Genomic DNA, 12,225 nt, shown 5'->3' with positions numbered 1-12,225 from the left:
GCGGGCCATTCCAACGGCAAATTGTTAATTTTTATCTGCCTGCTTGACTTTTGCGCCGGATTGCATATACTAGAGGTAGGCTATGTGATGATATGCCGTTCATCATGGATTTCCACGCAAAAAAGAACCCCATCCGGAGTTGCCGCTCCAGATGGGGTCTTTTTGTTAGTGCTTACTGCCCTTGCACATCAGGCTGTCAAGCCACTTGCACAGATAATAGGCTACTACCTGTGCTCCGACAGACTGAAAAAATGTGATGATAGTGTTCATGGACTTCCACCTCCTTTCCGCGACTGGGGGATCGGAGAAGGGCCGCAGTGTCAGTATAACACAAGCTCTGACTCAATACAACAAAAAGCCCCCGGTACTGCGAATACCGGGGCTTCGTGTTTTACTGCTTGGGGAATGCCTTATTCCAGGTCTCGATCACCTTGAACTTCGGTGTCCAGCCTTCGGGCTTGAAGGTGTCTGCGGTCTTGGCCTCCATGATGCCCTGCTCCGCGCACCACTGTGCAGCCTTTGCCATGTCAGCGTCGGCCACATCCGCAAACGCGGGCTGTGCGGCGGGTTCGGGCCTGCCTGCATTGTTCCACACCAGCAATGCCAGCTGGCCGCGGTTCGCGGGGATGGCTGCACCTTCGGGCAGCAGTTTATTCAGGATGACCCGGGTCGCTACCTCGTAGCCGCCCCACACGGCTGCACTGCCAAGGGCCACGGCGGCAATGGCGCCGCCCACGTCGGCAGATGCATCAGAACCGGAAACACTGCCCGCGTCGTCGCCGTCCACGGTCGGGGCATCCCTCTTTACCGGAATGATCTGCAGACGATTTCCGCTGCCGGTGTAGGTGTAGTCGGGCAGCTTCCCACCCTGCTGCGCCTTCAGATCGGTGATGTCCGTGCCGTTTGCATACACTTCGTAGCCGTTGTATTCCGTTCCGGAAAAGTCGGGTTTATAGTTCAGGGTGCCGCTTACAGCTTTTTGGCCAGCCGATAGAGTTACCATGTCGCTGCTGGTGATGTTGGCATTGCCGTTCACGGCCATGTCGGCTTTCCCGAAATCGAGGCTCACGCCTTTGCTCTTTTCAATGTTCAGGGTACCGTTTACGGCCGGGCCGGTGCCGTAGCTGTTGTTCATCTGTACCTCGCCGCCGGCCGTGATGGTAGTGTCGCCGTTTATGATAGGCTGGCTGTTTTCGCCAGCGTTGCAGCGCACGTATACCCCGCCGTTGCTGGTGATATCAGCACCCTGACCGATGGCGGAAGAACCGGTGCTCCAGATCGTCACAAATACATTTGCGCTGTTGTGCACGGTCAGTTTGCCGACCACTGCAACGCTGGCGGTGTCTTTGCGGTTGCTGCTGGTATGGTCATAGGCCGACAGGGCAACATCGTCATCGGTGGTGATATCGGCATTGCCGACAACGGCGGTTTGCACCGCCCGCGCGGCCACCTTTCCGCCTGCCTTCACGGTTAGGTCGCCCGCCACGGCAGCACCAGCGTAGGCACTGTTCTGCAGCGTCACCGTTCCGTCGCTGGTGATATTGCCGGAGCCGATAAGCCAGTTGTTACAGCTGCCGGTCACCTCTACGCTGCTGCTGTTTTGCACGTTCAGGGCACCGCATACGCCATATGTGCTGCTGCCGGTGATCTTCAGCGCACCGGTACAGTCCACGGTCAGGTCGCCCGCCACGAGGGTGTTATCGTTCTGCTCGATGGTCACATCCGCTGTGCCGGTAATGGTCACATTGTGGCCCAGTTGGTAGGTGCCGCCTTGCTCGGCCGTGATCCGCAGACTGACGCCTTCTTTTAAGGCAATCTTAATATTGTACTCCTGCGGAACGGTGGTTTTGCAGTCAATGGTAAGTGTGGTTCCATTGTAGTCCAGCGTGCAGGCTTCCATAGGGTTCAGTCCATCGCTGAACCGCGCGCCATCCGGAGTGGCATAAATGGTGAAAGGACGGATTATATCGGGGTCGTAAACGCCGGTGATCGTAACGGTGGCAAGCTCCTTTTCCACGGCGTCATTCTGGGCGGCAAGGCCGCTGGTGCTCAGCTGCATCAGCGCATCGGTGCTCTCAGCCAGCGCCGGGGCCGAGAGGGTGAACATCATGCATCCGGCCAGCACCGCCGATACTGCACGCCGGATCAGTTTGCCTTGTTTCATGGTACAGCCTCCATTTCTGCCGGGCGAGGAAAGCATACCCCCCCCCCGTAACATTCTGGCCTGAGTATACCAGAAAACCCTGTCAAATAAAAGCAAACCTGCGCGAATCGCCCTGAAAAGCGCGTGAATCGTTAAAAGTATCACTTCTCGGGCAGCTCTGCCATTGCCGCGCAGCGGCACATCATTTGCGCCGCGGCGCAAACATCATTGCGTCAGCTCATCATTGCGCAAGCACATCATCTGCGCGCCAACGGCGCGCATTCCGTCAGGATTTCCTCCCCAGCACCGCCTTTTTTGTTGACAAAGACTCGGCTTGCTATTATAATAATGTAGTCAAAATGGCATTATTGTGCGGCTTTGCGGCTGTGCAAAACAAATAGACAAGGAGAGATTCTCAAAATGGCACAAGAGATCAAGATGTCCGCCGCCGGTCTGAAGGCAATGCAGGAGGAACTGGAATACCTCAAAACGGTCCGCCGCAAGGAGCTGGCTGAAGAGATCAAGGAAGCACGCAGCCACGGCGACCTGTCCGAGAACAGCGAGTACGACGAGGCCAAGAACACCCAGGGTCTGGTGGAGAACCGCATCACCGAGCTGGAGCAGATGATCAAGAACGCTGTCGTCATTGATGAGAGCGAGCTGAGTGTGGACAGCGTGTCTGTGGGCACCCATGTGGTCATCCGGATGACCGGTGAGGACGAGACCGAAGAATACGATATCGTGGGCCGCACCGAGGCCGACCCCCTGAACGGCAAGATCAGCGACGAGAGCCCCGTGGGCCACGCCCTGCTGAACAAGGCCGTGGGTGCCAAGACCGAAGTTCTGCTGCCCACCGGCCACACGGTGGAGTACACTGTGCTGCGCATTTCCCACGCAGCAAACTAAGTAGGAGTAATCATGGAAGAGCAAAAGAAGAACCCCGCACAGGGCCTGTCCGAGAGCGAGCAGGTGCAGGTGCGCCGCCAGAAGCTGGCCGACCTGCAGGCTGCAGGCCACGACCCCTTTACCCTGACCAAGTATCCGCAGGACGCCTACTCTGCCGACCTGAAGGAAGAGTTTGCCGCCCTGCCCAACGAGACCGACAGCGGCAAGACCGTGGCGCTGGCAGGCCGCATGATGTCCAAGCGCGTGATGGGCAAGGCAAGCTTTGCCCACCTGCGGGACGATAAGGGCGACATCCAGCTGTACGTCCGCCGCGACGAGCTGGGCGAGGAGCCCTACGCCGCCTTCAAGAAGCTGGACGTGGGCGACATCATCGGCGTGAAGGGCGAGGTGTTCCGCACCAAGACCGGCGAGCTGAGCGTCCGTGCCACCGAGCTGACCCTGCTGGCCAAGAGCCTGCGCCCCCTGCCCGAGAAGTTCCACGGCCTGACCGACACCGAGATGCGTTACCGTCAGCGCTATGTGGACCTGATCGCCAACCCCGAGGTGAAGGACACCTTCGTGAAGCGCAGCCAGATCCTGAAGGAGATCCGTGCCTATCTGGACGAGAAGGGCTTCCTGGAGGTGGATACCCCCATCCTGACCCCCTTTGAGATCGGCGCATCCGCACGCCCCTTCTACACCCATCACAACAGCCTGAACATGGACATGGTGCTGCGCATCGAGACCGAGCTGTATCTCAAGCGCCTGATCGTGGGCGGCATGGACCGCGTGTACGAGGTGGGCCGCATCTTCCGCAACGAGGGCATGGACCCCAAGCACAACCCGGAGTTCACCAGCATCGAGCTGTATCAGGCCTTCACCGACTTCCACGGCATGATGGATCTGGTGGAGGAGCTGTACAAGCGCCTTGCCCAGAAGATCTGCGGCAGCATGGTCATTCCCTATCAGGGCAAGCAGATCGACATGGGCCACTGGGAGCGCCTGACCATGGTGGAAGCTGTGAAGAAGTATTCCGGCGTGGACTTCAACGACTGGAAGTCTGACGAGGACGCCATCGCCGCCGCCAAGGAGCACCACGTGGAGCTGCCCGAGGTGCCCACCAAGGGTGCCATTCTGGCCGAGTTCTTCGACGCCTTTGTGGAGGACAAGCTGATCCAGCCCACCTTCATCTACGACTACCCCGTGGAGATCAGCCCGCTGGCAAAGCGCAAGCCGGACGACCCCGCCTTCACCGAGCGCTTTGAGTATTTCATCGACTGCACCGAGTACGGCAACGCCTTCAGCGAGCTGAACGACCCCATCGATCAGAAGGGCCGCTTCGAGCGTCAGGTAGCCGAGCGCAAGGCCATCGAGCCCGACTGCAAGGCACAGGTGGACTACGACTACGTGAACGCACTGGAGTACGGCCTGCCCCCCACGGGCGGTCTGGGCTTCGGCGTGGACCGTCTGGTGATGCTGCTCACCGACAGTGCCTCCATCCGCGATGTGCTGCTGTTCCCCACGATGCGCCCGGAATCTAACTGAGCTACGTGATAATCTTTGTGTCTCCGACAATGAAATACATCGCGGATTCCGACACGGAAAGTGTCAGAAAGCTGACATCCTTGACGGATTTCCGCATGGACTGACGGAGATGCAAAAAAATCCCTGTTAGTACAGACGGATTCTCGCATTCTGGCTACCAGCAGAGAACTGTAAACGAGAAAACAGCCAAGAGGACATTTCACCATCAGCGATTGCTGACCGTGAGGTGTCCTCTTTCTATATCCTGATAACGCAAGTATACCACTACCCTTGACAAAGGAGAAGAATGTCATGGAACATAAAGCTGCTTCGTTTGAAGTGCCCGAACTGGAAAGAACTCTAGCCAAAAAGAAAAAGCGATATGTCAATTATAAAGAAGGAATGGCACTTTACTCAATGGGAAGGGACTCCTTCCGCAAGCTGGCAAAAGACGCTCATGCACTACTCCGCATAAAAAAGATAGCGATTATCGATTTGGATATTCTGGATGATTATCTGGAACAGCATCGCAAGAGCAACTGAATCAGAGGTTTCTTACATAGCGCACTTTCCATCCGAAGGTGCGCTTTTTCTTTTACTCTAAAATAGTCAAAGGAGGTTTCCGCATGAACAAGCACTCACAGTTGAAAATCCGAGGACACACCAAATGACGCTCGACTATTTCTATGGGCAGTCGGGTGAGCTGTTTTCCTACTTCCGCATCCCCAAGGCATTGTTTCAGGACAGCCGTTTCCGGCAGCTTTCCACAGATGCCCGGACGTTGTACGGCATTCTGCTCGACCGCATGAGCCTGTCGGTCAAGAACGGCTGGATGGACAAGCAGGGACGGGTGTATATCATCTACACCGTCCGGGAAGTGCAGGAATCGCTCTGCTGTGCCGAACACAAGGCGGTCAAACTGTTCCGGGAGCTGGAGCAAATCGACCTGATCGAGCGCAAGCGGCGCGGTCTGGGCAGACCCAGCCTGATCTACGTCAAAGACTTCACCACAGGGCTGTCAAAAACGCACAATCTGAATTGCGCAAACAGCAATTTAGGCGTTGCCCAAAGCGCAGTTCAGGAGCAGCCAAAACCGCAAGCAAATAAGACTGATAAGAATAAGACAGAGATGAATAAACCCGATCCTATCCACTCAGGGGACATTCGGGAACAGCTTGAGGATTATTTTTATCAGGCGTTGGAGGTCGAACTGCTGCTCCGGCTTTTCCCGGATGATGAGGACGCCATCTATCAAATCGTAGATTTGCTGGTGGACACCTGTGCCACCAAGCGCAGGATGCTCCGAATCGCCGGGGATGATAAGCCTGCCGAGGTGGTACGCAGTCGGCTGAAAAAATTGAATGCCGACCACATCCGCTTTGTGCTGAACAGTCTTGCCGAAAATGCTACTCCGGTGCGGAACATGAAACAGTATCTGCTTGCCTCGCTCTACAATGCGCCCACGACCATGAATCTACACTATCAGAACCTGACGAACCATGACTTTGCGCATGGTTCCCGGAAAGCGGGGTGATGTTATCGCAAAGAAAGCTACGATTATCGCAGTCACAAACCAGAAAGGCGGTGTTGGAAAAAGCACTACCTGTGAAAATCTGGGTATTGGGCTGGCAATGGAGGGCAAGAAAGTTCTGCTTGTGGACACTGACCCGCAGGGCAGTCTTACCATCAGCATGGGCTGGCAGCAGCCGGACGAACTGCCCACCACGCTGTCTACCCTGATGCAGAAAGCCATGAACGACCAGCCTATCCAGCCCGGTGAAGGCATCCTTCATCATGCAGAGGGCGTAGACCTCATCCCCGCCAACATCGAATTGGCAGGACTGGAGGTGGCTCTGGTAAACAGCATGAACCGAGAGAAAATGCTCAAACAGGTGCTGGACGGGGCAAAGCGGGAGTACGATTATATCCTGCTGGACTGTATGCCCTCTCTGGGGATGCTCACCATCAACGCTTTGGCCGCAGCTGACACCACGCTGATTCCCGTGCAGGCACAGTATTTGTCTGCCAAAGGTCTGGAACAGCTTTTGCAGACTGTCGGCAAGGTGCGGCGGCAGATCAACCCGAAATTAAAAATCGAGGGCATCCTGCTCACCATGACGGATAGCCGCACCAACTACGGAAAGCAGATCGACACCCTGATACGCCAAGCATACGGCAGTAAAATCAAGGTGTTCTCCCAGACCATTCCCCGGTCTGTCCGTGCCGCTGAAACCAGTGCCGCAGGAAAGAGCATTTTTCAGCATGACCCAAAGGGCAAGGTGGCAGAAGCCTACCAATCTTTAGCGAGGGAGGTGTTGGCGGATGCCGAAAAGCGGCTTAAACGTAGCTCTGAAAGGGCTAGATGACCTGTTCAGCTCGGAGGAAACCCGGCAGGAAGAACAGCGGGAACAGGTACAGCAGATCCCTGTGGATGAACTTTTTCCGTTCAAGAACCACCCATTCAAAGTGCTGGACGATGATGCCATGACCCGGACGGTGGAAAGCATTTCGCAGTTCGGTGTGCTGGCTCCGCTGATTGCCCGCCCCAGACCAGAGGGCGGCTATGAGATCATCTCCGGGCACCGCCGGAAACACGCCGCAGAGCTTGCCCATCTGGACACCGTGCCTGTCATTGTGCGCAACATGGAGGATGATGCAGCCACGATACTGATGGTCGATTCCAATTTGCAGCGTGAACACATCCTGCCCAGCGAACGGGCGTTCGCCTACAAGATGAAGCTGGATGCGATTGAACGTTCTGTTGGTCGTCCGAAAAATGTGGGACAAGTTGTCCCAGATTATTTTGGAAAGCGCAGTACGGAAATTGTTGCAGAGGGAACTGGCGAAAGTTACAAGCAGGTTCAACGTTTTGTGCGCCTGACAAACCTTGTTCCCGAACTGCTGGACATGGTGGACGAGAAGAAAATCTCGTTTAATCCTGCGGTGGAACTGTCCTATTTGGACGAAGCCCAACAGCGGGATTTTTTAGAGGCTATGAACGACACGCAGAACGCCCCCTCTCTTTCACAGGCGCAGCAGCTAAAAAAGATGGCACAGCAGGGCGAGTTCAGTTATGAAGCCGCCTTTGATGTGATGGGCAAGGAGAAAAAGAGTGAACTAGACACCGTGACCATCAAGAATGAAACCCTGCGGAAATACTTTCCGCGCTCCTATACGCCCAAACAGATGGAAGATATTATCATCAAACTGCTGGATCAGTGGCAGAAAAAACGTCAGCGCAGCAACGAGCGTTGACCACATGATGAACCGTAAGACCCGATTCGGGTCTTTTTATTTTGTAAAAATAACGGAGGAAACGCCTATGAACAATACCATTGATTTCAAGACCGCAAAGACCATCGACACCATGAGCAAGAAAATCGACCACATCGACGACGCAGTGACTGGCTTCTTTTCGTTCATGCACATGGCAATGCAGAACGAGCTTGCCAGCACGGATGTCTATTTCGCCGCTGTGTCACCCGTTCTGGATTTGACCGTGATCCAGCCGGAGGAGGCTCCGCACATCCTGCCCTGCTTTGACGAGGACGATGCCGGCTACGGCATCTCCAAGGAGGAGCCGCTGGGTTTCCGCTATAACCCGAAGCAGGTCATCAAGCTGATGGGCAAGCGGTATCTGACCGGGCCGGTGATTTTCCACCGCTATACGGACGATGGCAAGTTCGCACCCCTGACCATGAGCGATATGTTTGCCATCCAGAAGTATCTGGAAACCGCCAGTGTCACGCTGATGGTTGATGAGGATGCGCTGACCTGTATCTGCATCGACTGAGGTAAAACGGAATGGAAGAAAACACTCTTTCCGTATTGCAGATTTCGCCGGGGCAGTACCCGAAACAGGTCGAGATTGACAACGACCTGAAAGCATTGCAGCAGGCAGTCGGTGGCAGCATCGGTGCAACTTATCCCTTTGATGACCCGGTTGCCATCGTCTACAACGATGATGGCAAGCTGATGGGGTTGCCCCTGAACCGCGCCCTGCGGGATGAGCATGGCGAAGCCTACGATGTGATTGCCGGAACTTTTCTGGTGGTCGGTCTGGGTGAGGAGGACTTTGCATCCCTCACCCCGGAACTGGCACAGAAGTACGAAAAACAGTTCCACCAGCCCGAAGATTTTATCCAGCTGGGGCATCGGATGATGGTCATTCGTGTACCCGATGAGGCTGTCCGCCCTGAGAAAAACAAAGCTGCGCCATCGAAGGATGCAGGTCTTGACCGCTGATTCCTATTTTCTGCACAGGGGGTGATGCAAATGCAGGAAGAAATCGAGCAGAAATCATTCAACCTGATGATTTCGACCACGAAGTTGTCTGCCCGGACAGTGCTGAATGGCGTGAAAGCCGCCATACGGATCTACAAAAACAAAGCCTCCCAAGGCAAGCAAAGCGTCCGTACCCTGCTGCGGCAGAATCGCGGCGTATCCAGCGTGGAAATCAGCAAAACAGGAATCAAAGGCTTTGAGCGGTATGCCAAAAAGTATGGCATCGACTATGCTATCCGAAAGGATAATTCTGAGGTGCCGCCCCGGTATCTGGTCTTTTTCAAAGCCCCGGATTCAGAGGCGTTTCAGGCGGCTTTCAAGGAGTATTCGGCTTCTCTCCTGAGTAAGTCGAAGCGTCCTTCCGTTCTTGCCAAACTGCACGAACTGGTACAGGCGGCGGCAGAGCTTCCCGGTAAAGTCCGGCACAAGGAACAGGAGCGTGGGATGTGAACACAAAGAAGCTGACAAAACTGCTGGCTCTGTATCTGCCCTATATCCTGCTGGGACTGGCGGCAACGAACTTTGGTGAAGCATGGCGGCTTGCCGAGGGAAAAGAACTGGGCGAACGCATTATGTCCATGATGGGAACCCTCCCGGCTGCATTTGCGAACCCGCTGCCCAGTCTGCACCCACTGGATTTTCTTATTGGCATTTCCTGCGGCGCAGGACTACGGCTCGCCGTATATTTGCGAAGCAAAAACGCCAAGAAATACCGGAACGGCATGGAGTACGGCTCTGCCCGGTGGAGTGCATAATTTTAAGTGTAAATGACACATACATGGACGCACAGGAGGTTATGCACATGACTGATTATAGCAAAATTACAGCCCTTTACTCCCGCCTTTCTGTGGGCGACGAGGACAGGGACGGCGGCGAGAGCAACAGCATACAGAACCAAAAAATATTTTTGGAGAACTATGCCAGAGGGCAGCATCTAACCAATATCCGGCACTATATCGACGATGACGAAAGCGGCAGGTTTTTTGACCGTTCCGCCTACTCCCGCATGATGGACGATGTGGAAAACGGGAAAATCGGTGTCTGCATTATGAAAGACCTTACCCGCTGGGGGCGCGACTATCTCCAAGTCGGCAACGCTATGGAGATATTCAGACGGAACAAAGTGCGCTTTATCGCGGTCAACAACGGCATTGACAGCGAGAAGCCCGACACATTGGAGTTTGCGCCCTTTATCAATATCATGTCGGAGTGGTATGCAAAGGACATCAGCAAGAAAGTGAAAACGGGCATTAAGACCAAAGGCATGAGTGGAAAGCCGATTGTCACCGAAGCCCCTTACGGCTATGTCAAAGACCCGGACAACAAGGATTTTTGGATAATCGACGAAGAAGCCGCCGAGGTTGTCCGTTTGATTTTCCGTCTGTTTATCGGCGGGAAGAACCGCAACCAAATCGCCGTATATCTGACACAGGAGCAAATCCCAACCCCCACTTTCTACATGAAAGACCGCGGGCGGGGAACCTGTAAAAATAAGACGCTCAATGAGGATAACCGCTGCAAGTGGAACAAAGCCACCTTGACCAATATCCTCACACGGCAGGAGTATTGCGGCGATGTGGTCAACTTCAAGACTACAAAGCATTTCCGGGATAAACATAACCACTATGTAGACCGGAGCCAGTGGCACATCACAGAAAATGTGCATGAGCCGATTATCAGCCGCAGCGATTTTGAAACCGTACAGCGGATTTTGGAAAACGCACCCGTCAGACGCCCCAACGGGGACGGAGAAATCCACCCTCTGTCCGGCTTGCTTTTCTGTAAGGACTGCGGCGCAAAAATGCACATTCGTATTGATTACCGGAACGGCGGCAAGCGGCACGTTGCTTTTTGCAGCGAGTACCACAAGGGAAAAGCCAAGAACCCCAAATGCCATTCCCCGCACATCATGGACGCGGACTTGCTCATGCAGACCATCGCGGAAGTGCTGAAGAAAATCGAGGACTATTCTATCAGCAACCGGGCGGAGTTTGAAGCATTAGTGAAAAAGAACCTTGCCATGCAGCAGACCGACCAGACCAAGAAACAGCAGAAGCGTATTCCGCAAATCACGACGCGCCTTGAACAGATTGACAAGGTGCTGAACAAGCTCTATGAGGACAACGCCCTCGGCACGATCCCGCAAGACCGCTATGAGCAGATGTCGCAGAAGTATTCGGAAGAATACTACGCGCTGAAAGCGGAGCTTGCCACGCTCCAAGAGCAGCTATCCGCTTACGAGAACGCGGGAGGACGGGCGCAGAAGTTTTTGAAGCTGACGGAACGCCATGCCGCCTTTACCGACCTGACCCCCGCCATTCTCAACGAGTTTATCAGCCGGATTGAGGTGCATGAGCGCGACCAGAAAAGGGCGAGATACGCAATCCAGCACATCAGCATATATTTCAATTATATCGGCAAGTTTGAGAATGAAGTGACGCAGCTTGCAGAGCCGACCGAGCAGGAAATCCGGCAAATGCGTGAGGAAATCGAAGAAGCCAAAAAGGAAAAGAGCCGCGCCTACCACCGGCAGTATTCAAGGGAGTACCGGGCGAGAAACCTTGAAAAGCAGCGGGAGTATGACCGTATCAAGGCGCGGGAATACCGGGCAAGGCGAAAGGCACAGGCAGCCGCCGCACAGCCCGCACAGTAAAGCAGAATAACCGTCAACCAAGAGGGATTTTCCGAACTACGGGAAATCCCTCTTTTGCGCCCGGAGAAAGGAGCCGCCTATGGCAGAACAGACCCCCGACAGCATCATCACGACCCAGAGGAACGGGCAGACCATTGTTGCGGAGTTATTTTTCAATCACAGCAGCACAGAAACATTCCGCGACAAGCTGCTCAAACTGGTACTTGCCGACAGTTCGCGTTTATCCGCGTCTGACGGTCAAGAGCCGGAAAAAACGGAAATCTTGCGATAACAGCCGCCCCGACGATACACTCCCCGTCTGGGCGGTTTCTATTTGAAAATCCTCATTTTCCCCAGGTCAAGAGCCGGGAAAAACACCCGAAAAATGCCCCTATTGCGTAACAGGGGCGCAGAAAGGAGAGTTTATGAGAACAGGGCTGACAAAGCAGGAAAAGACCACCGATATTTGGTTTGACGAGAAAGACCCGCTTATCCATATCCGCACCCACAACACCGACCTCAAGAACAGGCTGACCGCCTACGCCGTAGCTCACCCCGACCAGTGCCGCCAGACCGACGCAGACCCCGAAACGGGTTGCATGGAGTTTGAAATCCGCAAGGGGCGTTTCTCTTTCCGTCTGACCGCCCCATACAGCGAGGAACGGCGGGAAGCCGCAAGCGAAGCAGCAAAGCAAAATAGTGTGAATAAGTTGTAACTTTTTTATGTACTTGCTACAACCTATTGACAAGAAGCGGC

The 12,225-nt window shown here is 54.6% G+C and carries 13 protein-coding genes and 1 pseudogene; 13 read left to right on the top strand and 1 reads right to left on the bottom strand.

Annotation, left to right across the window (positions count from 1 at the left end):
• Positions 1-391: 391 nt before the first annotated feature.
• The gene (locus ACNSPV_RS03815) at positions 392-2,164 is read right to left on the bottom strand and encodes a hypothetical protein (protein ID WP_348584564.1); all 1,773 of its coding nucleotides are present in this window, start codon (positions 2,162-2,164) and stop codon (positions 392-394) included.
• Between the two features lie 399 nt (positions 2,165-2,563).
• Between ACNSPV_RS03815 and greA the strand changes: the two genes are divergently transcribed.
• The 13 genes and pseudogenes from greA to ACNSPV_RS03750 all read left to right on the top strand — a co-directional run bounded on the left by greA (position 2,564) and on the right by ACNSPV_RS03750 (position 12,184).
• Positions 2,564-3,049, top strand: a complete 486-nt coding sequence (gene greA, locus ACNSPV_RS03810) for a transcription elongation factor GreA (RefSeq protein WP_348584565.1) — start codon at positions 2,564-2,566, stop codon at positions 3,047-3,049.
• Positions 3,050-3,061: 12 nt separating this feature from the next.
• Entirely contained in the window at positions 3,062-4,573 is a 1,512-nt protein-coding gene (gene lysS, locus ACNSPV_RS03805; RefSeq protein WP_348584566.1) for a lysine--tRNA ligase, read from the top strand.
• A 291-nt stretch (positions 4,574-4,864) separates the two neighbouring features.
• Positions 4,865-5,095: a DUF6462 family protein gene (locus ACNSPV_RS03800; protein WP_348584567.1), complete on the top strand. Its 231-nt coding sequence runs from the start codon at positions 4,865-4,867 to the stop codon at positions 5,093-5,095.
• 124 nt (positions 5,096-5,219) lie between these two features.
• Positions 5,220-6,086: a DUF6017 domain-containing protein gene (locus tag ACNSPV_RS03795; protein ID WP_348584568.1), complete on the top strand. Its 867-nt coding sequence runs from the start codon at positions 5,220-5,222 to the stop codon at positions 6,084-6,086.
• Entirely contained in the window at positions 6,064-6,918 is an 855-nt protein-coding gene (locus ACNSPV_RS03790; protein WP_348584569.1) for a ParA family protein, read from the top strand. Before ACNSPV_RS03795 ends, ACNSPV_RS03790 begins: the two co-directional genes overlap by 23 nt.
• Entirely contained in the window at positions 6,875-7,807 is a 933-nt protein-coding gene (locus ACNSPV_RS03785) for a ParB/RepB/Spo0J family partition protein (RefSeq protein WP_348584571.1), read from the top strand. The genes ACNSPV_RS03790 and ACNSPV_RS03785 overlap by 44 nt, the downstream gene beginning before the upstream one ends.
• A gap of 67 nt (positions 7,808-7,874) precedes the next feature.
• Positions 7,875-8,345, top strand: a complete 471-nt coding sequence (locus ACNSPV_RS03780; RefSeq protein ID WP_348584573.1) for a hypothetical protein — start codon at positions 7,875-7,877, stop codon at positions 8,343-8,345.
• A gap of 11 nt (positions 8,346-8,356) precedes the next feature.
• Positions 8,357-8,797 (top strand): DUF3846 domain-containing protein, encoded by a 441-nt coding sequence (locus ACNSPV_RS03775; RefSeq protein WP_348584574.1) that lies wholly within the window; start codon positions 8,357-8,359, stop codon positions 8,795-8,797.
• Between the two features lie 30 nt (positions 8,798-8,827).
• Positions 8,828-9,286, top strand: coding sequence for a PcfB family protein (locus ACNSPV_RS03770; protein WP_348584575.1), 459 nt, complete (start codon positions 8,828-8,830; stop codon positions 9,284-9,286).
• A pseudogene (locus tag ACNSPV_RS03765) lies at positions 9,283-9,582 on the top strand (conjugal transfer protein TraG); the annotation flags it as partial. The gene ACNSPV_RS03770 and the pseudogene ACNSPV_RS03765, both read left to right, overlap by 4 nt.
• A 32-nt stretch (positions 9,583-9,614) precedes the next feature.
• Positions 9,615-11,489 (top strand): recombinase family protein, encoded by a 1,875-nt coding sequence (locus ACNSPV_RS03760; RefSeq protein ID WP_348584577.1) that lies wholly within the window; start codon positions 9,615-9,617, stop codon positions 11,487-11,489.
• A gap of 79 nt (positions 11,490-11,568) precedes the next feature.
• A complete protein-coding gene (locus tag ACNSPV_RS03755; protein WP_006060444.1) occupies positions 11,569-11,760 on the top strand; it encodes a transposon-encoded TnpW family protein in 192 nt (63 codons plus the stop codon).
• Between the two features lie 133 nt (positions 11,761-11,893).
• Positions 11,894-12,184, top strand: coding sequence for a hypothetical protein (locus ACNSPV_RS03750; RefSeq protein WP_262539217.1), 291 nt, complete (start codon positions 11,894-11,896; stop codon positions 12,182-12,184).
• The last annotated feature ends 41 nt before the right edge of the window (positions 12,185-12,225 follow it).

Origin of the sequence: Faecalibacterium sp. 3, from assembly GCF_048323735.1 — a bacterium.
Taxonomy (GTDB): Bacteria; Bacillota; Clostridia; order Oscillospirales; family Ruminococcaceae; genus Faecalibacterium; species Faecalibacterium wellingii.
This window is presented reverse-complemented; position numbering and strand designations above follow the sequence as displayed.

Excerpts from the sequence above, each read along its gene's own strand:
- ACNSPV_RS03815 (WP_348584564.1), bottom strand. The coding sequence starts at position 2,164 with ATGAAACAAGGCAAACTGATCCGGCGTGCAGTATCGGCGGTGCTGGCC.
- greA (WP_348584565.1), top strand. The coding sequence starts at position 2,564 with ATGGCACAAGAGATCAAGATGTCCGCCGCCGGTCTGAAGGCAATGCAG.
- lysS (WP_348584566.1), top strand. The coding sequence starts at position 3,062 with ATGGAAGAGCAAAAGAAGAACCCCGCACAGGGCCTGTCCGAGAGCGAG.
- ACNSPV_RS03800 (WP_348584567.1), top strand. The coding sequence starts at position 4,865 with ATGGAACATAAAGCTGCTTCGTTTGAAGTGCCCGAACTGGAAAGAACT.
- ACNSPV_RS03795 (WP_348584568.1), top strand. The coding sequence starts at position 5,220 with ATGACGCTCGACTATTTCTATGGGCAGTCGGGTGAGCTGTTTTCCTAC.
- ACNSPV_RS03790 (WP_348584569.1), top strand. The coding sequence starts at position 6,064 with ATGGTTCCCGGAAAGCGGGGTGATGTTATCGCAAAGAAAGCTACGATT.
- ACNSPV_RS03785 (WP_348584571.1), top strand. The coding sequence starts at position 6,875 with ATGCCGAAAAGCGGCTTAAACGTAGCTCTGAAAGGGCTAGATGACCTG.
- ACNSPV_RS03780 (WP_348584573.1), top strand. The coding sequence starts at position 7,875 with ATGAACAATACCATTGATTTCAAGACCGCAAAGACCATCGACACCATG.
- ACNSPV_RS03775 (WP_348584574.1), top strand. The coding sequence starts at position 8,357 with ATGGAAGAAAACACTCTTTCCGTATTGCAGATTTCGCCGGGGCAGTAC.
- ACNSPV_RS03770 (WP_348584575.1), top strand. The coding sequence starts at position 8,828 with ATGCAGGAAGAAATCGAGCAGAAATCATTCAACCTGATGATTTCGACC.
- ACNSPV_RS03760 (WP_348584577.1), top strand. The coding sequence starts at position 9,615 with ATGGACGCACAGGAGGTTATGCACATGACTGATTATAGCAAAATTACA.
- ACNSPV_RS03755 (WP_006060444.1), top strand. The coding sequence starts at position 11,569 with ATGGCAGAACAGACCCCCGACAGCATCATCACGACCCAGAGGAACGGG.
- ACNSPV_RS03750 (WP_262539217.1), top strand. The coding sequence starts at position 11,894 with ATGAGAACAGGGCTGACAAAGCAGGAAAAGACCACCGATATTTGGTTT.